The 25,247-nt window shown below is 63.9% G+C and carries 21 protein-coding genes; 5 read left to right on the top strand and 16 right to left on the bottom strand.

What is annotated here, in order from left to right; translation table 11 throughout:
* Positions 1–62 precede the first annotated feature (62 nt).
* The 10 genes from C7G42_RS15725 to C7G42_RS15680 form a co-directional block, all read right to left on the bottom strand.
* Complete coding sequence (locus C7G42_RS15725; RefSeq protein ID WP_106949881.1) at positions 63–1,142, bottom strand: zinc-binding dehydrogenase; 1,080 nt, start codon at positions 1,140–1,142, stop codon at positions 63–65.
* Positions 1,143–1,202: 60 nt separating this feature from the next.
* Positions 1,203–2,144 carry a DMT family transporter gene (locus C7G42_RS15720; protein WP_199580986.1) on the bottom strand — a complete coding sequence of 314 codons (942 nt, stop codon included), beginning with the start codon at positions 2,142–2,144 and terminating at the stop codon, positions 1,203–1,205.
* A gap of 188 nt (positions 2,145–2,332) precedes the next feature.
* Positions 2,333–3,172: an aldo/keto reductase gene (locus C7G42_RS15715; RefSeq protein WP_106949880.1), complete on the bottom strand. Its 840-nt coding sequence runs from the start codon at positions 3,170–3,172 to the stop codon at positions 2,333–2,335.
* A gap of 54 nt (positions 3,173–3,226) precedes the next feature.
* Positions 3,227–4,123, bottom strand: a complete 897-nt coding sequence (locus C7G42_RS15710; protein WP_106950438.1) for an SMP-30/gluconolactonase/LRE family protein — start codon at positions 4,121–4,123, stop codon at positions 3,227–3,229.
* Between the two features lie 361 nt (positions 4,124–4,484).
* The gene (locus tag C7G42_RS15705; protein ID WP_106949879.1) at positions 4,485–7,190 is read right to left on the bottom strand and encodes a nitrate reductase; all 2,706 of its coding nucleotides are present in this window, start codon (positions 7,188–7,190) and stop codon (positions 4,485–4,487) included.
* A 1-nt stretch (position 7,191) separates the two neighbouring features.
* On the bottom strand, positions 7,192–8,409 hold the full coding sequence (locus C7G42_RS15700; RefSeq protein WP_199580931.1) for an NAD(P)/FAD-dependent oxidoreductase: 1,218 nt from the start codon (positions 8,407–8,409) through the stop codon (positions 7,192–7,194).
* 10 nt (positions 8,410–8,419) lie between these two features.
* Positions 8,420–8,848: a globin family protein gene (locus C7G42_RS15695; protein WP_106950437.1), complete on the bottom strand. Its 429-nt coding sequence runs from the start codon at positions 8,846–8,848 to the stop codon at positions 8,420–8,422.
* Positions 8,849–8,968: 120 nt separating this feature from the next.
* The gene (locus C7G42_RS15690) at positions 8,969–9,763 is read right to left on the bottom strand and encodes an ABC transporter ATP-binding protein (RefSeq protein WP_106949877.1); all 795 of its coding nucleotides are present in this window, start codon (positions 9,761–9,763) and stop codon (positions 8,969–8,971) included.
* Positions 9,764–9,776: 13 nt separating this feature from the next.
* Positions 9,777–10,673, bottom strand: a complete 897-nt coding sequence (ntrB, locus tag C7G42_RS15685) for a nitrate ABC transporter permease (RefSeq protein WP_106949876.1) — start codon at positions 10,671–10,673, stop codon at positions 9,777–9,779.
* Positions 10,674–10,731: 58 nt separating this feature from the next.
* Positions 10,732–12,048 (bottom strand): CmpA/NrtA family ABC transporter substrate-binding protein, encoded by a 1,317-nt coding sequence (locus tag C7G42_RS15680; RefSeq protein ID WP_106949875.1) that lies wholly within the window; start codon positions 12,046–12,048, stop codon positions 10,732–10,734.
* A gap of 680 nt (positions 12,049–12,728) precedes the next feature.
* Between C7G42_RS15680 and C7G42_RS15670 the strand changes: the two genes are divergently transcribed.
* Together C7G42_RS15670 and C7G42_RS15665 are read left to right on the top strand one after the other, a co-directional pair.
* Positions 12,729–13,568: a formate/nitrite transporter family protein gene (locus C7G42_RS15670; protein ID WP_106949874.1), complete on the top strand. Its 840-nt coding sequence runs from the start codon at positions 12,729–12,731 to the stop codon at positions 13,566–13,568.
* Positions 13,569–13,628: 60 nt separating this feature from the next.
* The gene (locus C7G42_RS15665) at positions 13,629–15,365 is read left to right on the top strand and encodes a bifunctional protein-serine/threonine kinase/phosphatase (RefSeq protein WP_199580930.1); all 1,737 of its coding nucleotides are present in this window, start codon (positions 13,629–13,631) and stop codon (positions 15,363–15,365) included.
* 61 nt (positions 15,366–15,426) lie between these two features.
* On the opposite strand, the gene C7G42_RS15660 is transcribed toward C7G42_RS15665, so the two are convergent.
* A complete protein-coding gene (locus C7G42_RS15660) occupies positions 15,427–16,296 on the bottom strand; it encodes an SDR family oxidoreductase (RefSeq protein WP_106949872.1) in 870 nt (289 codons plus the stop codon).
* A 102-nt stretch (positions 16,297–16,398) separates the two neighbouring features.
* On the opposite strand from C7G42_RS15660, the gene C7G42_RS15655 reads away from it, so the two are divergent.
* Positions 16,399–17,289, top strand: coding sequence for a LysR family transcriptional regulator (locus tag C7G42_RS15655; protein ID WP_106949871.1), 891 nt, complete (start codon positions 16,399–16,401; stop codon positions 17,287–17,289).
* Positions 17,290–17,302: 13 nt separating this feature from the next.
* On the opposite strand, the gene C7G42_RS15650 is transcribed toward C7G42_RS15655, so the two are convergent.
* Positions 17,303–18,220: a dioxygenase family protein gene (locus C7G42_RS15650; protein ID WP_106949870.1), complete on the bottom strand. Its 918-nt coding sequence runs from the start codon at positions 18,218–18,220 to the stop codon at positions 17,303–17,305.
* A gap of 170 nt (positions 18,221–18,390) precedes the next feature.
* Between C7G42_RS15650 and C7G42_RS15645 the strand changes: the two genes are divergently transcribed.
* Positions 18,391–19,665: a serine hydrolase domain-containing protein gene (locus C7G42_RS15645; RefSeq protein WP_106949869.1), complete on the top strand. Its 1,275-nt coding sequence runs from the start codon at positions 18,391–18,393 to the stop codon at positions 19,663–19,665.
* A 65-nt stretch (positions 19,666–19,730) separates the two neighbouring features.
* On the opposite strand, the gene C7G42_RS15640 is transcribed toward C7G42_RS15645, so the two are convergent.
* From C7G42_RS15640 to C7G42_RS15630, 3 genes are all read right to left on the bottom strand, one after another.
* Positions 19,731–21,050: a TRAP transporter large permease gene (locus C7G42_RS15640; RefSeq protein WP_106949868.1), complete on the bottom strand. Its 1,320-nt coding sequence runs from the start codon at positions 21,048–21,050 to the stop codon at positions 19,731–19,733.
* Positions 21,047–21,562, bottom strand: a complete 516-nt coding sequence (locus tag C7G42_RS15635; RefSeq protein ID WP_106949867.1) for a TRAP transporter small permease — start codon at positions 21,560–21,562, stop codon at positions 21,047–21,049. The genes C7G42_RS15640 and C7G42_RS15635 overlap by 4 nt, the downstream gene beginning before the upstream one ends.
* Before the next feature lie 84 nt (positions 21,563–21,646).
* Positions 21,647–22,645 carry a TRAP transporter substrate-binding protein gene (locus tag C7G42_RS15630; protein WP_106949866.1) on the bottom strand — a complete coding sequence of 333 codons (999 nt, stop codon included), beginning with the start codon at positions 22,643–22,645 and terminating at the stop codon, positions 21,647–21,649.
* A gap of 384 nt (positions 22,646–23,029) precedes the next feature.
* Here C7G42_RS15630 and C7G42_RS15620 point away from each other — a divergent pair, with 384 nt between their 5' ends.
* Positions 23,030–24,487, top strand: coding sequence for a sensor histidine kinase (locus tag C7G42_RS15620; RefSeq protein ID WP_106950436.1), 1,458 nt, complete (start codon positions 23,030–23,032; stop codon positions 24,485–24,487).
* Positions 24,488–24,499: 12 nt separating this feature from the next.
* Here C7G42_RS15620 and C7G42_RS15615 read toward each other — a convergent pair whose 3' ends face one another.
* Complete coding sequence (locus C7G42_RS15615) at positions 24,500–25,231, bottom strand: cytochrome c biogenesis CcdA family protein (RefSeq protein ID WP_106949864.1); 732 nt, start codon at positions 25,229–25,231, stop codon at positions 24,500–24,502.
* Between the last annotated feature and the right edge of the window lie 16 nt (positions 25,232–25,247).

Raw genomic sequence — 25,247 nt, 5'->3', positions numbered from 1 at the left:
GACAAGCACTATGTTTGGTGGTGGGCACGGCGCTCTGCGCCTTTGCCCACCCTACGAGACTGTCATCGCCACGGCTGCACGATGATCTTGGTGTGCGCCTCGGGATTGGCGAGATCGGCGAAAGCCTTGGCAACGCCGCCGATGCCGACCTCGGCCGTGACCATCGCCGCCGCATCCACCTCTCCCTCCGCGATCAGGCGCAGCGACGCCGAAAACTCCTCTGGCGTGTAGCCGAGCACGTACTGGACGTTGAGCTCCTTCATGATGCCGAGCATGGGTTCGCTCTTGTCGGTCTCCATGCAGACGCCGACCACCACGATTTTTGCATCGCGCGGCGCGCCTTCGAACACCTGCTGCAGCAGGCCGGGCACGCCGACGCATTCGAAGATGATCGCGGGCTTCAGCGCCGGCAGCATGGCGTGGAACGGCGGCCGCGCAGCCTTCTCCGCATCCGACATCTGTGCGTGCTCGGCCCAGGTCGCATAGGGCTGCGACACCTTGGGATCGACGACGACATCGGCGCCAAGCTTTGCGGCGAGCGCGCGCCGCGCCGGCGAATAGTCGGCGGCAACGATCGGATGCAAACCCTTGATCCGAAGTGCGGCGATCACCGCGAGCCCGACCGGCCCGCAGCCGATCACGAGCGGCACTTCGCCGCCCCGGATGTTGGCCTTTGCCACGGCGTGAACGCCGACCGCGAGCGGCTCGGTCAACGCCGCATGTTCCGGCGCAAGTCCATTGGGCACTTCGAGCAGGAGCGGCTCGCTCAAGATCATCTGCTCCGCATAGCCGCCGACGAAATCGTTGGAATAGCCGATCCCCTTGATACCTTCCGGCGTCAGCAAAGCCGGCAGCGAGCAGACATGCGTCCCAGGCTTGAGCCTGCGTTCAGTGCCCGGACCGAAGTCGACGATCTCGCAGCAGAACTCGTGGCCGAACACGACGTCGCGCGACAGATCCATTGGCGTGCGGCCGGTCTTCCTGGCCATCTCCACCATCCGCGGCGCATGCTGGCGCGCATGCAGGTCGGAGCCACAGATGCCGCAGGCGAGCGTCCTTACCAGCACCTGGCCCGGTCCCGGCGTCGGCTCGGCCATCCGGTCGACGACAATCTCACCGTTCCTGAAAATCGCAGCGCGCATCCGGCTCCTCCCGTAGTGTTGGAGCCGTTGATAGCACGTAAAAGGACGCGCGAACTTGTGTCAGGGGTTCGGGGAACGCTCTTCCAGCACCAGCAACTGGGCGCGGCGGATGCGCTCGCGATGGGCGATGTAGAGACCGCTGGCGACGATGAAGGCGGCGCCGACGACCGTCCAGACATCGGGGACCTCACCGAAAATGAAGTAACCCAAAATGCTGACCCAGAGCAGCTGCGTGTAGGAGAACGGCGCCAGCACCGAGGCATCGCCATAGCGATAGGCCAGCACGATGATCCACTGGCCAACGGTCGAGGCCACGCCGATGACGATGCCGAGCCCGATCGCGGTCCAGGTCGGCGTGACCCAGACGAACGGCACCATCACGGACAGGATCGCAACGCCCGTGAGCGCGGAATACGCCATGGTGGTAAGCACGGCCTCGCGGCCGCTCATCATGCGGGTCAGGATCAGCGCGGCGGCCCAGCAGAACGCCGAGATGATCGGGAAGAACGCGGCGGCGTGGAACGCGCTGGTGCCCGGCCGCAGGATGATCAGCACGCCGGTCAGGCCGATCCCGGTCGCGATCCAGCGCCGCAGGCCGACCTTCTCGCTGAGGAAGACGATCGACAGCGCCGTGACGAACAGCGGCGACACGAAGCCGGTGGCGGAAGCTTCCGCAATCGGCAGGAAACTCAGGCCGGTGATGAAGAACAGCGAAGAGCCGAGCAGCGCAGCGCCACGCATCAGCTGCAGGCCGAGCCGCTCGGTGCGCATCGCATGGAGCGGCGAGCCCGGCAGCATCACCGGCGTGAACATCAGCGCGAAGGTGACGAAGCGGATCCAGGTGATCTCGATCGACGGCAGGCTGGTCGAGAGATATTTCGCGGTGGTGTCGGAGCAGCCGAGGAAGATCGTCGACAGCAGCACCAGCGCAATGCCCTTGAAGGGATGATCGACGCGCGCGGGCGCGCGGCGAGCCTTCTGCTTCTTCTCCGGCACGGGCATGGGAATACTGTCGAGCCTGGCGGCTGCGGCGGGCGGCGGTGTCACGGCTGGAACCCGGGGGAAATGCGAATCGAGAACGGTTGTAAAAAACGACAAATGCGCCGCGTTCACAACTTCCGAAAACAGGATGCCGATATGCACTGACGTCCGCGCGCGTCAATGCTCCGTTAACAATCGGCGTTTGTGCACTACAGCATGGGCAGGCTGCGCGGCTTCGGACCGCGCGGAAACGCCGCATCGAGCGCCGCAATTTCGTCTTTCGTCAGCACGAGGTCACCGGCCGCCGCATTCTCGCCGGCATGGTCGGCGGACGAGGCCTTCGGAATCGCGAACACCGTAGTCGCACGGGTGAGGAAGCTCAGCGCGACCTGACGCGGTGTCGCGCGCCGCGCCTCGGCAATGCGCGCCAGCACGGCGCCATCCTTGCTGCTCGTCGCGGGAAAATCATCATGGCCGAACGGTGAATATGCCACGACAGCGACACCATGCCGGTCACACCAAGGGATCACCGCATGCTCGATCGCACGTTCCCTCAGATGATAGAGCACCTGATTGCAGGCGATGCGGCCTTCGCCGGAGACCTCGAGAATTTCGTCGAGATCATCCGCATCGAAATTTGAGACGCCCCAGGATTTGATCTTGCCTGATTTCACCAGATCCTCGAACGCGGCGACGGTGTCTTCCAGCGGATAGGAACCGCGCCAATGCAGCAGATAGCAATCGAGATGATCCGTCTTCAGCCGCTTCAGCGACCGCTCGCAGGCGGTGATGGTTCCGCGGCGCGAGGCGTTGCTCGGCAGCACTTTCGAGACGAGGAACACCTCGTCGCGGCACCCCGCAATCGCGTCGGCAATGACGAGCTCCGCGTCGCCATACATCTCGGCGGTGTCGATGTGGGTCATGCCGAGATCGAGCCCGCGTTGAAGCGCGGCAATCGCGCGCTTGCGGTCACCCTGGTCGAGATACCAGGTGCCCTGCCCGATGACGGAGACATTGGCGTCGGTCTTGCCGAAGAGTTTTGATTTCATGTTCGTCTCCGCTGTCGCTCGCCCGCTCAGGCAACCGCCACAAAGCTCAGGAGTTCAATCCGCAGAAATATCAGCCACCAGCACGCTGCCGGTCGACGACTCCGTGATATAGAGGCGATCCCCCCTTGCGCCACCGATCGCGACATTCGTGCAATTTGGCCCTGCGCACGATTTGATCCGCGCGATCAGTTCGCCGTTCGGCGCGAACACGAAGACGTGGCCCAGCGAGGCATGGCCGACGAACAGGCGGCCCTGGGCATCCATAGTGAGGCCATCGGGACCGCTGGTGCCGAACAGCGAGCAGAAGCGGCCGACCTTGGACACGCTGCCGTCCTTCATGAACGGCAACCGCCACACCGCATTGTCGCGCGTCATCGCGACGAACAGCACGGTTTCGGTGGGATCGAGCACCAGCCCGTTCGGGCTGATGCCGGTGTCGATCAGGCAATCGAGCCGGCCATTGGCTGCGAGGCGATAGACGCGACCGCTGGGGTCGTGCAGGCCGGTCTGGCCCTGATCGGTGAAATACACGTCGCCGTTGGAAGCGAGATGCAGATCGTTGCAGCCGCGGAAGGATTCCGAATTGCGCGCGGTCAGGATGGGCTCGATGCGGCCGGCCTTGGCGTCGAGCTCCATGATGCCGTGCCTGTAGTCAGCCACCAGGGTCCGGCCGTCGGATGCGATCTTCAGTCCATTCGGCCAGCCCTCATATTCGATCACGAGCGACCATTCGCCATCAGGTCCAATGCGAAAGATGCGGCCGAAGGGAATGTCGACGATGTAGAGATTGCCGTCCTGATCGAAAGACGGTCCTTCGATGAAGCTATCGGTCGGCACATTCGGCCGGTTGGCATCGGCCCATTCCGTCCGTACGCCCTTGCGGCGGAATTTTTCGGGCATAGCGGAGAAGATGGTCGTCTCGATCAGGCGCGGCGGCGTTTCCAGGTACATCATTGTTGTTGTGCGTGCTGAGGGGGAGCCGCGGCACCATAGGGCACAATCGACGTCGCGTCGATTGGGGCGGAGGGTATGGCTGCGCCCCGCCGCTTTCGTGGCCCTCTGCGCTGCAGCGTGAAACGCTGCTGCGCAGAGGGCCGGGACCCAGAAGGCCAAACTCTGTTAGCTGGATGGGCCCCGGCTCTGCAGCGCATTACTCCGTGCTGCGCAGCGTCCGGGGCAAGAGAGCGGAGTTCTTGGCATACAGCTGAATCCACGCCGTGATTGCGAGCGCAGCGAAGCAATCCAGAATTTCTCCGCGGAAACAGCCCGGATTGCTTCGCTGCGCTCGCAATAACGATGGAAAGAGCCTGCCCTACCCTACCACGCCCGCGAGCTTGACCTGCTTCGCAGGCGCCACCTCGGTCGTCGCAATGAGGCGCTTCAGCTCCGGTATGCAGGAGCCGCAATTGGTGCCGGCCTTGAGCTTGGCACCAATCTCGGCAGCCGTCCGCGCACCCGCCGCGATGGTCTCGCAGATGGTGCCGCGCCCGACACCGAAGCAGGCGCAGACGACCGGGCCAGTCGAGGCCGCGCCTTCGCAGGATTTGCCCGACAGCAGCATGCGGCGCTGATCGTCGGTGACGCGATCGGCGACGAACAGGCCCTTCACCACCTCCCAGTCGCCGGCGTCATGCGCGGGACCGACGAACAGGCAGGTCTCGATGCGGTCGCCTGCGAACGACGCCGCGCGATAGACACCGCCGCCGAAGTCACGATAGTCGGCGACGTCCTCGCCGGCGACTCTCTCGAGCCAGGCCGGCCAGCGCGACAGGTCCGCGTTGTCGGCGAAGAGATAGCCGAAGCCGCCGGTGACCGTGACGCGGGTCCACAACAGGTTCGGCGGCAGATCGAGCTGTCTCCGCGACAGCGCAAAGCCGCGGAAGACGAATTCGTAAGGAACGATCGCGGCCGGCGTCGCCTTGGATTCCGGCTGCCCCGAGAACGGATCGGTGAAGGACTGCACCAGCGCGCCAACGCGGCCATGCGAAGCATTCATCGCGCTCCAGTGGATCGGCGCGAACAGCGTGCCACGCTGAGTACCGTCGCTGACGACGACCTTCAGGATGCACTGACCGTAATCGGTGGTAACGCGAGCAAAGCCGTCGTGAACGATGCCGTATTTGCCGGCGTCATCGGGATGGATCTCGACGAACGGCTCCGGCAGATGCGCGCCCAGCCGCTGGCTGAGGCCCGTGCGCGTCATGGTGTGCCATTGGTCGCGGATGCGCCCGGTGTTGAGCCGCAGCGGACGTGACGGCCCGGTCTCGCCCCGCAGCGACGGCACCTCCGGCGCGACGAAGCGGCCCTTGCGGTCATTGGTGAAGAAGCCGCCGCTCGCAAAGAAACGCTCGCCGGGCGCCCCGCCCTCGCGTGCTGGCCATTGCACCGGCTTCAAGGCGTCGAAGGCTTCGTCCGACAGCGACATCAGCGCGCCGATGTCGAAATCGCGGCTGCCGTCGTTCTCGAACGCCGAGAGCGCGGCATGCTCGCGGAAAATCTCTGCTGCGGATTTGTAGTTGAAGCTGTCGCCGAAGCCGAGGCGCTTTGCGGTCTCGCTGAGGATCCACCAGTCCGGCCGCGCCTCGCCCGGCGCCGGCAGGAACGAGCGCTGGCGCGAGATGCGGCGCTCGGAGTTGGTCACGGTGCCCGACTTCTCGCCCCAGGCGAGCGCCGGAAGCAGCACATGCGGACCGGCCTCGACCGTGTCGTTGGAGAGCACGTTCTCGGACACCACGAACAGCTCGAGCTTCTTCAATGCCTCGCGCACGAAGTCCGCATCGGGCAGCGATACCGCGGGGTTGGTTCCCATCACCCACAGCGCCTTGACCTCGCCGCGATGGATGGCTTCGAACAGCTGCACCGCCTTCAACCCTTCATGGGTGGCGATACGCGGCGCCTTCCAGAACCGCCTGACACGATCAATGTCGGGCGGCGTGAAGTTCATGTGCGCGGCGAGCTGGTTGGCGAGGCCGCCGACTTCGCGGCCGCCCATCGCATTCGGCTGGCCGGTGAGCGAGAACGGCGAGGCACCCGCCTTGCCGATGCGCCCGGTGGCGAGATGGCAGTTCAGGATCGCGTTGACCTTGTCGGTGCCCTGCGCCGACTGATTGACGCCTTGCGAATACAGCGTGACGACCTTCTCGGTGGCGCGAAACATCTTGAAGAACGTCGCGACGTCCTGCTCGGACAGACCGGTCGCAAGCGCGGTCGCGGTGACGCTGCCGGCGATATTGCGCGCGCGGGCCAGTGCATCGTCGAAACCGTTCGTGCTCCGCGCGATGTAGTCCTGGTCCAGCGCGCCGCTATCGGCGAGATGGACGAACAGGCCGGAGAACAGCGCAGTGTCGGTGCCGGGCTTGAGGCCGAGGAACAGGTCGACGTCTTCAGCGGTGTCGGTACGGCGCGGGTCGATCACGATCATGCGCGCGCCGCGCTCCCCGCGGTTCTTCAGCATGCGCTGGAACAGCACGGGATGGCACCAGGCCGCGTTCGAGCCGACGAAGACGAGCAGATCGGCCTGGTCGAGATCCTCGTAGCAGCCGGGGACGGTGTCGGAGCCGAAGGCGCGGCGATGGCCGGCGACCGAGGACGACATGCAGAGCCGCGAATTGGTGTCGACATTGGCGGTGCCGACGAAGCCTTTCATCAGCTTGTTGGCGACGTAATAGTCCTCGGTGAGGAGCTGGCCGGAGAGATAGAACGCGACCGCATCGGCGCCGTCGCGGGCCACGATGTGCTGCATGCGATGGGCGACATGATCGAGCGCGTCGCTCCAGGCGACGCGTTCGAGCACACCCTTGCAGCGGATCATCGGATAGAGCAGACGGCTTTCGAGCCCGACGGTCTCGCCGAGCGCAGAGCCTTTCGAGCACAGCCGCCCGAAATTGGCGGGATGATCGGGATCGCCCGCAATCGCCGCACCGCCCTTGCTGTCGGGCGTCGCCAGCACGCCACAGCCGACGCCGCAATAGGGACAGGTCGTCCTGGTAGCGCGGAGCGCGGGATCGATCGCCGTCATATCAAGCTGCCTTCGAAGGCAGCGCGAGCGCGCGACCGAACATCATGTCGGTGCGGATCGCAGCCACGTTGTCGCGATTGCGGATCAGTTCGAGATACCAGAGCGCATCGACGGTATCGCCGATCAGCACCGCGCCGGTGAGCCGGCCGTCGGCGATGACGAGCTTCTTGTAGGTACCGCGCCTGCGGTCAGTCAGCACCAGGCTCTCGCTGCCCTCGCCGCCCATGAAGTCGCCGGCGGAGAACACGCTGACGCCGGAGACCTTGAGATTGGTCGACACCACGCTGCCCGGATAGGCGGCGGGCTTGCCGGCAAGATGCCGCGCCAGCACCCGAGCCTGCTCATAGGCGGGCTCGACCAGCCCATAGCAGGTGCCGCGATGCTCGGCGCATTCGCCGAGCGCGAAGATGTCGGGCGAGGAGGTCTGCATCAAATCGTTGACGACGACGCCGCGGTTGACCGCGACGCCCGCATCCTTGGCGAGCGCCACGTTCGGCTTGATGCCGGCCGCGAAGATCACGGCGTCGGCCTCGATACGGCTGCCATCCGCAAGCTCGACGGCTTCGACGTGGCCATCGCCATGAATTCGGGCGGTCGAGGCGTTGAGCAGGATGCGGATGCCCTTACGCTCGACCAGCGTCTTGAGCAGGCCGGCGGCCGGCCCATCGAGCTGGCGCTCCATCAGCCGGTCCATCAGATGCAGCAGCGTCACCGGCGCGCCGGCCTTGGCGAGGCCGTAGGCTGCCTCGAGTCCGAGCAGGCCGCCGCCAACCACGACGACGCGCTTCTTCGCAGCCGCCAGCGTCAGCAAAAGGTCGACGTCGCGCGTATCGCGAAAGGTGTGCACGCCGGCGAGATCGGCGCCCGGCAAATTGAGCCGCAGCGGCGTCGATCCGGTGGCGAGCACGAGCTTGGAATATTCCATGCTTTCTTCGCCCTCGATCTTGAGCTCGCGTCGGCCGGTGTCGATCTCGGTGACGCGATAGCCGTAGCGCACCGTGACGCCGCGATGGCGCCACCAATCGGCCGGCCGGAGCTCGATCTCATGCGAGCCGGTCTCGCCGGCCAGCACGGAGGAGAGCAGCACGCGATTGTAAGCGAGCCGCGGCTCCTCGCCGATCACCGCGACCGCATAGCGGCCGAGCGAGGTCTTGGCGAGTTCGTCGACCAGACGCGCGGCCGCCATGCCGTTACCGACGATGACCAGCGGTTCACTCACGAGGCATCTCCTATTCGGCGGCCTGCGCTTGCGCGCCATAAGCCTCGGACATCATGTAGCCGGACAGCACGCCATAGGCATCGGTCCAGGCCTTAGCCAGTTCGGGCGTCCAGGCCTCCCCAAGCCCCTTCTCCAGGGTCCACAGCAGCGTCGCGCCGACTACGGGATAATGCTCTGCCTTGGCGCCGTAGGCGACATGGCGCTTGGCGAGCGCAGAAGCCGCGGGAAGGATCGTCTCGAGGTTCGACAGGCCGCCGACGACGGCAGCGAGCATGCCCATCAGCTTCTTGCGCTGCTCGGTCATGTCTTGCGGAAACATCGCGCGCACGGACGGCGCCACCTCGAACAGGCGGTCGTAGAACAGCACCGAAGCCGCTTCCGAAATCGGCGCTACCTTGGAAAAGCTCTGCTGAATGAGGGTGATCTGTTCGGGCGTCATGATGTTCTCCTGTCTGTTTCGGTTTGCCTTGGTGCGCGCCATTGCGAACAAGGTTCATGGGTCAAACGTCATCAGAGAGACTTCTCCCCGCGCACGGGGAGAAGCGACATTCGTGCCTGCTCACGCCGCCTCGACGAAACGATGACGTTCGTAGAGGAATTCAAGCACGCGCTGTCGGCACTTCAGGTATGTCGCGTTGGTGGCGAGCTCGAGCCGCTTGCGCGGGCGTACCAGCGGCACTTCCAGCACTTCGCCGATGCGCGCACTCGGCCCGTTGGTCATCATCACGATGCGGTCGGACAGCAGCACGGCCTCGTCGACGTCGTGCGTGATCATCAAAATGGTGTTGCCGAGCTTCTGATGCAGCGCCATCACCGAGTCCTGCAGGTGAGCGCGGGTCAGCGCGTCGAGCGCGCCGAATGGCTCATCCAGCAGCAGCACCTTCGGCTCCATCGCCAGCGCCCGCGCGATGCCGACGCGCTGCTTCATGCCGCCGGAGATTTCGGAGGGACGCTTGTCCCTGGCATGCGCCATCTGCACCAGATTGAGATTGTGCATCACCCAGGCCTCGCGCTCGGCGCGGGTCTTGGTCCTGGCGAACACCTTGTCGACGCCGAGCCTGACGTTCTCGTAGACGGTGAGCCACGGCAGCAGGCTGTGGTTCTGGAACACCACGGCGCGGTCGGGCCCGGGCGAGTTGACCTCACGGTTCTCCAGCAGCACCCCGCCGGTGGTGGCGGTGGTGAGCCCGGCGATGATGTTGAGCAGAGTCGACTTGCCGCAGCCGGAATGGCCGATGATCGAGACATATTCGCCCTTCTCGATCGTCAGGTTGATGTCCTTCAGCACCTCGGTCGTCGCAACACCGCGGGTGAATACCTTGTCGATGTGGTCGAGCTTCAGATAAGCGGTCATGTACGTTTCTCCCTCAGCCCTGGGCCGTGCCGCGCGTTACGATCTTGCCGAGGCCCGCGATCATGCGATCGAGCACGAACCCGATGATGCCGACATAGAACAGCGCCAGAATGATCTCGCTGATATGCGAGGAGTTCCAGGCGTCCCAGATGAAGAAGCCGATCCCGACGCCGCCGATAAGCATTTCCGCGGCGATGATGGCGAGCCAGGAGAGACCGATGCCGATGCGAAGCCCCGTGAAGATGTAGGGCGCCGCCGCCGGGATCATGATCTTGGCGAAGAACTCGAGCGGGTTGAGCTGCACCACCGCGGCGACGTTGCGATAATCCTGCGGAATGTTGCGAATGCCCACCGCGGTGTTGATGATGATCGGCCAGATCGAGGTGATGAAGATGACGAAGATCGCCGAGGGCTGGCCGTCGCGGAACGCCGCGAGCGAGAGCGGCAGCCAGGCCAGCGGCGGGATGGTGCGCAACACCTGGAACAGCGGATCGAGCCCGCGCATGGCCCATACCGATTGTCCGACCAGCACACCGAGCGCGATGCCGGCGATGGCGGAGAGCGAGTAGCCGAAGGCGACGCGCTGGAGGCTGGCGGAGAGATGCCAGAACAGACCCTTGTCGATGCCGCCATGATCGAAGAACGGATCGACGATCAGTTCCTTGGTGTCCTTGAATACTTTCGATGGCGGCGGCAACGCCGAGCCGGCGCGGCGGCAAACGAGTTCCCACACCAGCATCAACAGCGCGATCACGACGATCGGCGGGATCACGCGCACCGCGGTCTCCTTCGCCATCCGCGCATAAGCCTCACTGCGCGGCGGCCGCTTCGGAGTCATCGCGACGACCGGAGCGGCGGCGCTCACAGGCGCGGCGGTCTCAATGTCCATCTTCGTTGCAGGCATATTCATCGCTCTATCTCTCCGGCTCAAGGAAGATGCGGCCGCCCTGAGGCGGCCGCTGGCTGCATCAGACTTCGACGCGCTTGATCGCGAGCGACTTCAGATATGCGGCCGGATTTTCGGGATCGAAAACCTTGCCGTCGAAGAAGGTCTCTTTGCCACGCGATGTGGAGGCCGGGATGTCTGCCGCCGCGACGCCGAGCGTCTTGGCCGCATCCTTCCAAAGGTCCTCACGATTGACCTTGGCGATCAGCGCCTTGGTGTCGAAGCCCGGCTCGTACTTGCCCCAACGGATATCCTCGGTGAGGAACCAGAGGTCGTGGCTCTGGAAGGGGTAAGAGGCCTGATCCTTCCAGAAGCGCATCTGCTGCGGCGAGTTCTCGACCACGCGGCCGGTGCCGTAGTCGAACTTGCCCTTCATGCGATCGGTGACGTCCTCAACCGGGCAATTGATCCACTGCCGCTTGGCGCAGATCGCCGCTGCCTCTTCGCGGTTCTCCATCTTCTCGGACCATTGCTGGGCTTCCATCACGGCCATCAGCAGCGCTTTCGCGGCCTTCGGATATTTGTCGACCCAGGCCGCGCGCATACCGAACGACTTCTCCGGATGCTTGTCCCAGAGTTCGCCGGTGGTGATCGCGGTGTAGCCGATGTTCTGGTGGATCAGCTGGAGATTCCAGGGCTCGCAAACGCAGAAGCAATCCATGGTGCCAACCTTCATGTTGGCGACCATCTGCGGCGGCGGCACCACGATGGTCTCGATGTCCTTGTCAGGATCGATGCCGCCGGCTGCGAGCCAGTAGCGAATCCAGAGATCATGCGTGCCGCCGGGGAAGGTCATCGCCGCCTTCACGGCCTTGCCGCCGGCCTTCTTCTTCTCCAGCGCCGCCTTGAAGGGCGCGGTGTCGATTCCGATCTTGAGGTCGGCATATTCCTTTGCGACCGAGATGCACTGACCGTTCAGGTTCAGACGCGCCAGGATGTACATCGGCGTCGGCTGGTTGTTCTGCGTCACCTTGCCAGCCGAGATCAGATACGGCATCGGGGTCAGGATGTGCGCGCCGTCGATGCCGTTGCCTTCCGAGCCGAGCACGAGGTTGTCGCGCGTGGTGCCCCAGGAGGCCTGCTTCTGGACCTCGACATCGGGCATGCCGTATTTGGCGAAGATGCCCTTCTCCTTGGCAACGAACAGTGGGGTCGCGTCGGTGAGCGCGATGAAGCCTAGCTTGGCGCCCTTGACCTCGGGGCCTGCATCCTGCGCGAATGCGCCGGCGGGGAAATTGAGTTTGGCGGCGGCGAGAAGAGCGGCGGTGCTCCCGGTGGCCTTCAACAATTGACGGCGGCTGAGGCCCGAATCCGAAGGCCGGCGAATGCGCTTGGTCATAGGCGGTGTCGTCCTTTGCGTCGTTTGCGAATGATGGCGTCAGTGCGCACGAGCAGCCCGGTCCGTCCGTGACGCCAGAAAAAGGCGCATGCGAACGCGCGACGGGGGTTCCCCGTCTGGTGGCGTCAGCAAATTCGGATGAGAAGTCTCGCGGGACGGCTTCAATGGCGTCGGATTGGAACCATTCAAGCTTCGTGCCAAGCACCGCGTTTCGAAAACTTGCGAATATTCAATCTAATAAATGTGGCGCGCCAGACTGCCATAGTGTTTTTCGCACGCGAAATTTGCGATCTGCTCACTCCTTGTGCGACGCACAAATCTTATGCAGCCGCCTAAGTAAAAGGCCGCAGAGCTTGCAAAACTCAACTCGGGTTACCTGACATCCAATTGCTATTGCTATATAATTTTATAAATTCCGCCCGGCACGCGACTTGCACTTCCTTTGTCGTCAACGAAGACTGCGGCTCGCCGCAATGTTGCAGCCTCTGGCGGCTGCAGCCAGGAAGCTCAACTGCTTCGCGGCCCTCCCCGGCTCAGTCGTCGTGACGCGATTCCCAAGGCTTCCAAACCTTCCATAGCCATCGTGCGCGGCAAACCAGTCCGCACGACCAATGACGTTCAGCCGCACTCTCTTCCAAGGGAGCGCGCCGATCTCACTTACGAAGCAAAAGGAACCATCGATGTCGTATCTCGCGCCTTCGGAATTCGTCACCAAGATGGTGGATGCGGGCGAGTCCAAGATCTTCATGTCCACCCGGGATACCATCATCCGCGCCTACATGGCCGGCGCCATCCTGGCTCTCGCGGCCTGGTTCGCCGTCACGATCAACGTGAACACGGGCCAGCCGCTGGTCGGAGCGCTGCTGTTTCCGGTCGGCTTCGTCATGCTCTATCTGCTGGGCTTCGATCTCCTGACCGGCGTGTTCGTGCTCTCGCCGCTCGCCCTGATCGACAGGCGCCCGGGCGTCACGATCGGCGGCGTACTGCGCAACTGGGGTCTGGTGTTCGTCGGCAATTTCGCCGGCGCCTTCACCGTGGCCTTCATGATGGCCTTCGTCACGACCTTCGGCTTCACGCAGGCGCCCGACAAGGTCGGCGCGGCGATCGGCAACATCGGCGAAGGCCGGACGCTCGGCTATGCCGCACACGGCGCGGCCGGCATGGCGACGCTGTTCATGCGCGGCATGCTCTGCAACTGGATGGTCTCGACCGGCGTCGTCGGCGCCATGATCTCAACCTCGGTGCCCGGCAAGGTCATCGCGATGTGGATGCCGATCCTGGTGTTCTTCTACATGGTGTTCGAGCATTCCGTCGTGAACATGTTCCTTTTCCCGTCGGGCCTGATGCTTCATGCGAAATTCTCGATCATGGATTATCTGATCTGGAACGAGATCCCGACCGTGCTCGGCAACCTCGTGGGCGGCCTCGCCTTCACCGGCATGACCCTCTACACCACGCACGTCCTCACCAAGCCCAAGCGCCAGTTCGACAAGGCGGCCAAGCCTCGCTTCGTGGCCTGATCGAATACGTCTCGACAGGGAAGCCTCGCCCGAGCAGGGTGAGGCTTCCCCCTTCAGGTGATGACGATGACCCGCGGACTCCTGATCTCGGTCGGCCAGCACTCCGACAAGGGCCGCAAGGCCATCAATCAGGATTTTCACGGCGTCCTGATTCCAGAGGAGCCGCTGCTCGGCCTGAAAGGCATCGCAGCGGTCCTCGCCGACGGCATCTCCAGCAGTACGGTGAGCCAGATCGCCAGCGAGTCGGCGGTCAAGAGCTTCCTGATGGACTATTACTGCACATCGGAGTCCTGGACGGTGAAGACCTCCGCCCGCCGCGTGCTGGATGCCACCAATTCCTGGCTGCATGCGCAGACGCGCAAGAGCCAATATGCCTATGACCGCGACAAGGGCTATGTCTGCACCCTCAGCGCCATGGTCATCAAGGCGACCACGGCGCACATCTTCCATGTCGGCGACTGCCGCATCTACCGCGTCGCCGGCAAGGCGCTGGAGCAGCTGACCGACGATCATCGCATCATCGTGTCGTCGGAGCAGACCTATCTCGGCCGCGCGCTCGGGATCAACCCACAGCTCGAGATCGACTACCAGGCGTTCGAGGTCGAGGCCGGCGACATCTTCCTGCTGGCGACCGACGGCGCCTACGAATTCGTCGACGCGCGCTTCATCACGAGCGCGCTGAACGAGCACGCCGGCGAGCTCGACGGAGCGGCAAAGGCGATCGTCGAGGAGGCCTACCGGCGCGGCAGTGACGACAACATCACGGTCCAGATCCTGCGCATCGACGCGGTGCCGCAGCGCGAGCCGGCCGGCATCTTCAATCAGACCTCACAATTGCCGCTGCCTCCGCTGCCGGAGCCGCGCGCGATGTTCGACGGCTACCGCATCATTAGGGAAATCCACGGCAGCAGCCGCAGCCACATCTATCTCGCCGTCGACGTCGAGACCGAGCAGCCGGTCGCGCTCAAGCTGCCGTCGGTCGATTTGCGCGACAATGCCGCCTATCTCAAGCGTTTCCTGATGGAGGAGTGGATCGCACGCCGGATCGACAGCCCGCACGTGCTGAAGCCGCTGTCGCAGTCGAGGCGGCGCAGCTACCTCTACGTCGCGACCGAGTTCGTCGAAGGCCAGACCTTGAAACAGTGGATGACCGACAATCCGCGCGCCGACCTCGAAACCGTCCGCGGCCTCATCGAGCAGATCGCCGCGGGCCTGCGCGCCTTCCACCGCATGGAGATGCTGCATCAGGACCTCCGGCCCGACAACATCCTGATCGACAAGACCGGGACTGCCAAGATCATCGACTTCGGATCGGTCCGGGTGGCCGGCGTCGCGGAAGCGGCGCCGCCGGACGAGACCGACGACATCCTGGGCACGGTCCAGTATACGGCGCCGGAGTATTTTCTCGGGCAAGGCGGCTCGCCGCGCTCCGACATGTTTTCGCTGGCCGTGATCTGCTACCAGATGCTGACGGGAAGGCTTCCCTACGGCACTCAGATTGCCAGGATCCGGCGCAAGGCGGACGTGCGGAGGCTCAAATATCGCGCCGCAGACGACGACCGCAACGTGCCGGCCTGGATCGACGGCGCCCTCCGCCGCGCGCTCCATCCCGATCCCACCAAGCGGCACGAAGATCTCTCGGAGTTCATCTTCGAGCTTCGAAACCCTAATCCGGCCTATCTCGACACGCGGATCACGCCGCTCCTGGAGCGCAGCCCGCTGATGTTCTGGAAGCTGACGACAGCAGCGCTTGCCTGCGCCGTCGTCTTGCTGCTGGCGCTGCTGCACGCGCGCTGATCAACGCTGCCTGCTCGCCACATGAGGAGTGGCGAGCGATGCAGCCATGCGCTGGCGAGCCTCAGGCAGAGGCCGCGATCTCGGCGACGAAGTCGCGATAGGAACGCAAGGGACGGCCGAGAATATCCGTCAGACGCTTGACGTCGCCGGCCTCCGGGATCATTCCCTCCGAGAGGAAGCGCTCGCTCATCACCCGCATGTCGAAAGCCATCCAGCCGGGCATGAACTGCCTGAGGTTCTTTTCGAATCCGGTGGTGTCGTCACCGCCATAGGCGATCGTGCGCCCAAGCACGTCCGACCAGATCGCCGCAGCTTTCGCGCCAGTCAATGTATCGGGACCAACGAGATTGACGCGATCGAGCGGAAGCGGCGTGGCGGATGTCTCGCGGCGGACCAATTCGATCGCCGCGATCTCGCCGATGTCGCGCGCGTCGATCATCGCCAGTCCCTTGCTGCCGATCGGCATGGGATAGACGCCGTACCCGGTCACCGCATCCTTGATCATGAGTTCGTTGTTCATGAAGTACGCGGGGCGCAGGATAGTGGCATTGAACCCCATCTGCTCGATCATGCGCTCGACACCGAACTTGCCGGCAAAGTGCGGCACGTTGACGTAGCGGTCGCTGTGGATCACCGACAGATAAACGAACCGCTCGATGCCCGCCTCTCTTGCGAGGTTGAGCGCAGTCAGCGCCTGGGTGAATTCATCCGGCACCACGGCGTTGAGCAGGAACAGGGTCGAGACGCCTGAGAACGCACTGCGCAAGGAATCGACGTCCAGCAAGTCGCCCTGGGCGACGGCGACACCTGAAGGGAAGTTGGCCTTGGCAGGATTTCGGACGAGGGCGCGCACATCCGCGCCCCGCTTGACGAGTTGTTCAACGACTTGGCGGCCGATGGTGCCGGTTGCGCCGGTTACGAGGATGGTCATGGGATCACTCCGGTTTGGGTCAGAAGACATCCCGGAAATTAGTGATCCACATGCGGTCCGATAGACGCTATATTTGGATAGGTTGTCTCACTGGTGGAACAGATGGATTTGCTTGCCCTGGCCGATTTCAACCTCGTCGCCCGCCACGGGGGGTTCGGAAAAGCAGCGCGCGCCGCGGGACGTCCGAAAGCGACCTTGTCCCGGCGCGTGTCCGAGCTCGAGAGCAGTCTCGATCTGCGTCTCTTCGAGCGCGGCGGGCGCACGCTCAAACTCACCCAGGAAGGACGAGCTCTTCACGAGCGGACGGGAGCACTCCTCACCGAGCTCGACGAGACAGCGGCTGCGATCGCCTCGGGCGGGGACAAGCCCAAGGGCAAGTTGCGGATCAACGCTCCCCTGCTCTTTTCGCAAAGTGCCATGGGCCGACTCGCGGCCGGCTTCGCGCTTCTGCATCCGCAGGTCCGGCTCGAGGTAACGACGGATGATCGCCAAGTCGACATGATCGAGGAGGGTTTTGATCTCGTGATCCGGGTCAATCCCGATCCGGATGAAGGCCTCGTCGGTCGCATCTTCCTGCGCGACCGACTGGTGGTCGTGGCCGGCCCCACCCTGAAACGTCCAAAGCGTGATCTGGCCGTTCCAGCCGTGGTGCGCGGAAATGATGAGACCGCAGCCTGGGACATCAGGCGACCAGCCGGCACATCGCGCATTGCCGTCGACCCGGTGCTTCGCCTGTCATCGCTGATGATGGTCCGCGACGCGGTTCGAGCCGGCGTCGGTGCTGCGCGGCTGCCGCTGTCGCTGGTCAGTCATGATCTGGCTGCTGGCACACTGGTACGCTGGGGCGACGTCGAGGGACCCGACATCGCCCTGTGGACACTCTATCCCTCGCGGCGATTGCTAAGTGCGCGCGTCTCCGCTTTCCTCGATTATCTGAAGGAAGCCTTTCCGAAGGGAACGCCCGACGAGTTGGCAGCCTACATCGGGGGATGAATTCGAGCCGCCCTCACGCGGGCTCTGCCGTCTTCGTCCCCAGCGGCGTCGGCGCCATGCCACCGCCGGGCTTGAGGTGGAATTCGTAAGTCATCAAATGCCACTGACCGTTCGCCTTGGTCCCGTCGGGCATCGCGGGATCGGTGCGCGGCGCGACCTTGGCGACGAGATCATCCTTGACCCCGAACACGACGTCGGAATCCAGATATTTGTCGCCGTCCATGAAGACGTGGGTGATCAGCGGCTCGTAGCCCTTCGCGTTCACCAGGAAGTGCACATGTGCCGGGCGCATCGGATGACGCTTGGTCTGCACGATCATCTCGCCGACGGGGCCGTCGGTCGGGATCGGATAGCTGCACGGCAATATGGTACGGAAGAAGAAGCGGCCGTCGCTGTCGGTGATGAACCGCGCCCGCGCCGAAGCGCCGACCTCGTCATAGTTCGATTTCTGGGAGTCGTAGAAGCCGTCATCGTCGGCATGCCAGACGTCGACGGGGACATTGGCCAGCGGCTTGCCCTTGAGGTCGGTGACACGGCTCTGAACGAACATCCGCTCGCCGGTTTGATTGTTCGGCGAGATGTCGGTGCCGTGCGCGGTAACCTTGTGCTCGCCGACATAGAACGGGCCGAGCACCGTGGTCTGGGTGGCGCCGTCGCGGTCGCGATGGTTGACCGCGTCAACCAGCATCGAGACGCCGAGCACGTCGGACAGCAGGATGAACTCCTGGCGGGTATCGGTGCATTTCTGCCCGCTGCGGGTCAGGAAATCGATGGCGTAGTCCCATTCCTCGAAGGTCAGACCCGTCTTGCTCACGTAATCGTGCAGCGACTTCACCAATTCCTGGAGCAGGAATTTCGCGCGCGGATTGGGGGTGCTGTCGAAGCTCTTGACGACGGCTTCAGTGAGATCAGTCTCGTTGAACTGGGTCATGATGCATTTGCCCTGCGTTTTCTCATTGGCCTTGGAGGCCCTTGGGGCTCCCTGGAGGCGTTCCAGGGAACAGCCTACACCAGCCGGCCTGCCCGCGTTAAGCGCGAGTGGCTTGGAATGGGGCCATCATTTGGCTATCAACGGACCGACAAAACTGCCCGGAGGAACTGATGCTCGCTCCCACCCCCGCCTCGCCCGAATCCGTCGGCATGTCCAAGGCCGCGCTCGACCGCGTCGATGCGCATCTGAAGAGCCGGTACATCGATGCCGGCCGCTTCCCGGGCACGCATCTTCTGGTCTACCGCCGCGGCAAGGTCGCTCACAGCTCTGTTCAGGGCTTTGCCGACGTCGAGCGCAAACTGCCGGTCAAGGACGACACCATCTACCGCATCTATTCGATGACCAAGCCGCTCACCAGCGTCGCCTTCATGATGCTGGTCGAACAAGGCCTCGTCGCGATCGACGAGCCCGTCGCCAAATACATTCCAGAATGGAAGGATCTCGGAGTCTTCGTCGCCGGCACTTATCCGGCCTTCCTGACCCGGCCGCCGTCCCGGCCGATGCTGATCGTCGACCTCCTGCGCCACACCGCCGGCCTCACCTACGGTTTCCAGCAGCGCTCCAACGTGGATGCCGCCTACCGCGCAGAAAAGATCGGCGAGGTGGAGAAGGCCGGCACGCTCCAGACCATGATCGAGGCGCTGGCGAAGATTCCGCTGGAATTCTCCCCTGGCGAAGCCTGGAACTATTCGGTCGCGACCGACGTGCTCGGCTATCTCGTCGGCAAGATCTCGGGCATGCCGTTCGAGCAGTTCCTTAAATCACGCATCCTCGATCCGCTCGGCATGACCGACACCGATTTCCATGTCCCGGCCTCGAAGTCTCATCGCTTCGCGGCCTGCTATTCCGCAGATCCCGGCGGCGGCATGACCTTCCATGCCGGACAACGCCGCGAAGGCCTGACGCTCCAGGACGATCCGACGACGAGTTCGTTCCTCACCCCGCCCTCCTTCATCTCTGGCGGCGGCGGCCTGTGCTCGACCGTCGCCGACTATCTCACGTTCTGCCGCGCACTGCTCAACGGTGGCGAGCTTGGCGGCGTCAGGCTGATCGGACCGAAGACGCTGGCGCTGATGACGAGCAACCACATTCCCGGCGGCCGCACGCTGCCGGAAGTATCGCGCTCGCTGTTCTCGGAAGCGGCCTATAGCGGCATCGGTTTTGGTCTCGGCTTCGCCGTCACCATGCGACCGGCAGAAACGCTGATCGCCGGCAGCCCCGGCGAATACAATTGGGGCGGGGCGGCCACCACCTCGTTCTGGATCGATCCGGCCGAGGAGCTGATTGCGATCTTCATGACGCAGGTGCTGCCGTCGAGCGCGTATCCGCTGCGCCGCGAGCTGCGCAGCATGGTCTACGCGGCGATCACCGAGAGCAATTTGTAGCAATCGCCTCGATCCCGCGGCCGTCGTCCGCGGGATCACACTCCCGGAAGCTCACCCCCCGTGGCTCATTTGAGCATTTCCGGCACGATCAGACGCGGCAAGAATAGCGATACGCTGGGCCAGACGATGACCGCCGCCAGCACCAGCAGCATCGGAATCAACATGATGACCGTGTCCTTCAGCGCATAACGAAGCCGCACGCCCGCGATCGAGCAGGCGATCATCAGACACAGGCCATAGGGCGGCGTCACCAGTCCGAAGGCCAGCGACACGATCGAAATGATCGCGAACTGGACGGGATGGAGGTCGACGGATTTGGCGAGCGGCTCCAGCACGGTACCGACGATGATGATGGCCGGGATGGCATCGAGGAAGCAGCCCACCACGAGAAAGCAGAAGGCGATGAAGAAACCAGCCGTCACAGCGCCCATGCCCCATGTCGAAACGTTGGCCAGCAGTTCCTGCGGGATCTTGTAGTAGGCGAGCAGCCAGCCGAACGCACTGGCGGTGCCGACGCAGAACAGCGCGACGCCGGCAAGACGACCGGTATCGAGCAGCGCCTTGTACAGTTCGCGTATCCCCGTCTCGCGATAGAAGAACGCCGACAGCACCACGGAATAAAGCACCGCGACGCAGGCAGATTCGGTCGCGGTGAACCAGCCAAGCAGAATGCCGCCGACGATGATGAAGGGTGTCATCAAGGCCGGTATCGACTTCCAGATGGCGCATCGCATCTCGACCCAGCTTGCCTTCGGATAGGTCGGGTAACCGCGGCGCACCGCGTAGATATGCACCGTCGCCATCTGCGCGCCCGCGATCAGAAGGCCCGGCACGATTCCGGCCAGATACATCGCCGCAATCGAGGTCGAGATCAGCCCGCCCCACACGATCATGAGGATCGACGGTGGGATGATGACCGCCAGGACCGCCGACACCGCCGTGATGGCAATGGAAAAGGAGAGATCGTAGCCCTCCCTGGTCTGCGCATCGATGAAGATCTTGGACTGGCTCGCCGCATCGGCGGTGGAGGAGCCCGAGATGCCCGCAAAGAACACCGACAGCACGACGTTGATCTGCGCCAGGGATCCGGGCCAGTGCCCAACCATCGAGCGCGACAGCTCCACCAGGCGATCGGTGATTCCGCCGATGCTCATCAGGTTCGCCGTCAGCAGGAAGAACGGCACCGCCAGCAGGATGAACGAATTGTACGCATTGAAGGTCTCCTGCGCGAGCGTCATCAATGACAGGTGCGGTTCGATCAGCAGGATCGGCACGCAGGCAAGACCGAGCGCAAAAGCCACCGGCACGCGCACGATCAGCAGGCCGACGAAGACCCCGAACAGCACCATCGCGGCCTGTCCGGCAGAGAGTACGTTTCCGCTCATCGCTCTGCCCCAAACAGAATGCGCATTTCATCGACGATCTGCTCACCCGCGAAGACGATCCATGTCACGCCGGCGACAGGCCAGGCGACGTGAATCAGCCAGAGAGGCAGATCCGCCAGTTCCGACGTCCTGTTCCAGGCGAAGCGTGTGAATTCGATTCCGGCCGACACAAACACGATGGCCAATGCCAGCACGCCGAACCGCGCCAAAATCCGGACCGCGGCCTCCGACCGCCGTGACAGGTCGGGCCACACGTCGACCTCGAAATGCTGCGCCTCCCGCACGCCGACCATGGCGCCGATCATGATCGTCCAGACGAACAGGAACCGCGCCATTTCCTCCGTCCAGATGTAGGACGGAATGAACGGCGTATAGCGGGAGACGATTTGCAGCGTGACCGGGACGACCAGGATGCCGACGCAGGCCGCCAACAGGAATTCCAGCAATTTGGCATAGGCGGCCGATATGCGACGCCACAACGACGGCGCGGACGAAACGGGCATTTCAGACATTGGGGCTCCGTGCGGCAGGACATCCGCCACGTCCGGGCAAGAAGCGGGGCTTGCCCGGAGTTGCTGTCGGCGGACGCAAAGGCCTCAGACGACGTTGATCTTCTCGAAAATGCCCTCCGCGCCGATTTCCTTGGCGTAGGTGGCCATCACGGGGTCGGCGAGCTTCTTCATGGCGTCGCGCTCCTCGAATGGGACGCGCTTGAGCTTGCCGGCCTTTTCGAGCGTGTCGAGCTTGACGACCTCTTCGCTCGACTCGAGCTGACGGCCGTAGTCGCCAGCCTCCTTGCCGGCCTTCATGATCGCGTCCTGCAGCTCCTTCGGCAAGGTCTTCAGCGTCTTCACCGAGAAGCAGATCGGCCGGATCGACACGGCATGCTGGGTGAGGTTGAGATGCGGGGCCACTTCGTAGAACTTCATCGCTTCGACGCCGGCCGCCTCGTTTTCGCCGGCAGAAATCACGCCGTTCTGGATCGCGTTATAGATTTCGTTGTAGGCGATCACCGTCGGGCTCATGCCGACCGCCGCAAAGGTCTTCGACCAGATCGGCGCGCCCTGCACCCGAACCTTGAGACCCTTGAGATCGGCGAGATTCTTGAGCGGCTTGTTGGCAAAGATGTTGCGGATGCCGCCGCCGGAATAACCGATCAGGACGACCTCGGCTTTCGCCGCGACTTCGTCGGCGATCGGCGCCAGGATATTGGCCTCGACGACCTTGTTCATGTGCTCGATGCCCTTGAAGACGAAGGGCGCATCGATGAACGGGGCCGCCTTTGCGAAGGTCGACATATGAGCCGGCGAGACGATGCCATAATCGACCGCCTTGCCCTGCGACATGTATTCGAAATACTGCTTCTCGAGGCCGAGCGACGAGTTCCTGTGCAGGGTGAAGTTGACGGGCTTGCCGTAGTATTTCTTCACCAGCTCCTCGAACCGGAGCAGTGCCCGGTTGAAGGCGTGGTCGTCGTTGAACTGCACGGCTCCGTTCAGCGTGATCGGCGCTTGCGCCCTGAGGATCGACGGCATGCCGATCGCGGCCGCTGCAGTGGTCGCGCCGAACCCAGCGAGAAATGACCTTCGCTTCATCGTCTCCCCTCCCTTTGATGCCCCGGCCCTGTCGCCGGGCCGTGAGAGCGCAGCCGGTATGCGGCTTGCTTGAGCAAGCGTATGGAAAACATCGGCGGGACGGAAGTCATTTCGCGTGGGCGGAAGGTACTGTTCGTCGCAGGGCTGCTCCCGCGCGAGCTGTTGCACTGCAACTCGCGCTCCCGCTGGCGCGCGGCAAGGCTCATGGTCGTGTCCGTCGGATCGACCGGCTCGCCGGATGCGAAAATCATGGCGCAGCGCAAATCCCGCCCTTATGGTCTCCCAAAATCGTAAATCCGGCGCTTGCCTGCGCTGGAACTGGGACGCCTGCGTTTGTCAAAGCTCACCCTGCCGGTCCGCCTCGCTCTTCTGGTCACGGGAACGATGTTGCCGCTGATTGTCTTCGCGGTTGGTATCGCCGTCTACAACTACAAGCAGGACCGGAGCGACGCGACCCGCCGGGTGCTGGAGAACGTGCGCAGCATGCGCCTCGTCATGGACTCCGAGGTACAGCGGATGACCGGCGGGCTGCAGGTGCTCGCGCTGACCAATTCCCTGCGCAACGACGACTTCCAGAACTTCCGCCGGATCGCGCTCGGTTTCGTCGAGCAATATGGCAAAGGCGGCCTGGTGCTGATCTCCGACCGCAAGGGGCGGCTGTTGTTCTCTTCCGCAACGGAAGACACCGCAAGCCTGCCGCCACGCGGTAATCTTGAGACCATCGAAAGAGTATTTGCGAGCAAAACGCCGCAATACTCCGACCTGTTCATCGGCGCGATCAACGGCCGGCAGGTGCTCACCGTCGAGGTTCCGGTATTTCGCGACGGCGAGGTGATCTACGACCTCTGTTTCAGCCCCCCGATCAGCATCTTTCAGGGGCTTGTCGAGAAGCAGCGCCCGGACCAGCTCTGGACCATATCCCTGCTCGACACCAAGAGCGTCGTCTTCGCGCGCGTACCGAACCCGAGCGAGATGATCGGCAAGGGGGCCTCCGGCGTACTCAAGGATGCGATGTCTCGCACGTCAGAAGGCGCCCTTTCGAGCGTCTCGCTCGACGGGGTGGCGCTGTCCTCTGCCTTCACGAAGTCGCGCCTGACCGGCTGGACGGTCGTGGCCGGCGTCGCCGAGAACTCACTGATTGCGCCGCTCTGGCGCAACATCGCGATCACGAGCCTGATCGGCGGCATCCTGCTGCTGACCGGCCTCACCTTCGCGGTCAGGATGGCGACCACGATCGCGCGCGGCGAGATGCTGCACAATCTCTTGATCGACGAGCTCAACCACCGGGTCAAGAATACGCTGGCCTTGATGCAGGCGATCGCCGTGCAGACCTTCCGCAGCGCCAGCCGGGACGAGCGGACGAAGTTCGAGGGGCGGCTCGGCGCCCTCGCCGAGGCGCATAACCTGCTGAGCCAGGAGAAATGGGCGGGCTCCGAGCTGCGGGAGGTGATCGCCCGCGCGCTGCAGCCGTTCCTGATGAACGGTCCCGACCGCATCCGCATGGCCGGCCCCGCCGTGCCGCTGTCGCCGCGGCTCGCCGTGGTGCTGTCGATGATCGTGCACGAGATCGCCACCAACGCAGCGAAATATGGCGCGCTGTCCAACGAGACCGGGCGGGTGACGCTGGACTGGGAGATCATCGCCGATGCCCCGAAACCGCGGCTGCGCCTGATCTGGACCGAGACCGGCGGACCGCCGGTCACGGCACCGGTGCAGCGCGGCTTCGGCTCGCGCCTGATCGAGCGCAGCGCGCGCGACCAGCTCGGCGGCGAGGCCACTGTCGACTTCCTGCCGCGCGGCGTGGTCTGCACCGTGGTCTGCGCGCTGGACGAGGCGCGGTGAACGGGACGCGCCCTACCCGATGGTCTGCAGCGCCGGGAACGTCTCCAGCAGCCAGATGCTCACGTTCGAGACCGCGCCGGTGAGAAAGCCGATGCCGGTGATCACCATCAGGACGCCCATGGCGCGCTCGACATTGACGAGATGGCCCTTCATGCGCGCGAACAGCGCGGAGAACTGCTCGATCATCAAAGCAGCGATCAGGAAGGGAATGCCGAGACCGGCGGAATAGACCGCGAGCAGACCTGCGCCCTTCGTCACCGTGGTCTCAGCGGCGGCGATCGACAGGATCGCGGCGAGGATCGGGCCGATGCAGGGCGTCCAGCCGAACGCGAAGGCGAGCCCCATGATATAGGCGCCCCAGAGACCGACCGGCTTCGGAATCGGCAGCCTTCCCTCGCGCATCAACAGGCCGATGCGCGTCAGGCCCAGGAAGTGCAGGCCCATGATGATGATAACGATGCCGGCGAGGATCGACAGCTCCGCCGACCAGGCACGAATCAGCCCGCCGACCAGCGAGGCGCTGGCGCCGAGCGCGACGAACACCGTGGAGAAGCCGAGCACGAACAGCAGCGCCGACATCAGGATCGCGCGCTTGGAGGCCGAGGCCGGCTCGTCGCTCTCGACGTGCTCGATCGTGGCACCCGTCAGATAGATCAGATAGGGCGGGACCAGGGGCAGGACGCAAGGCGAGAGGAAGCTGACGAGGCCGGCAATCAGCGCCGCCGGGATCGAAACATTTTGCATGATGCCGTCTGAGCCA

Origin of the sequence: Bradyrhizobium sp. MOS003, from assembly GCF_003020125.1 — a bacterium.
GTDB lineage: Bacteria > Pseudomonadota > Alphaproteobacteria > Rhizobiales > Xanthobacteraceae > Bradyrhizobium.
This window is presented reverse-complemented; position numbering and strand designations above follow the sequence as displayed.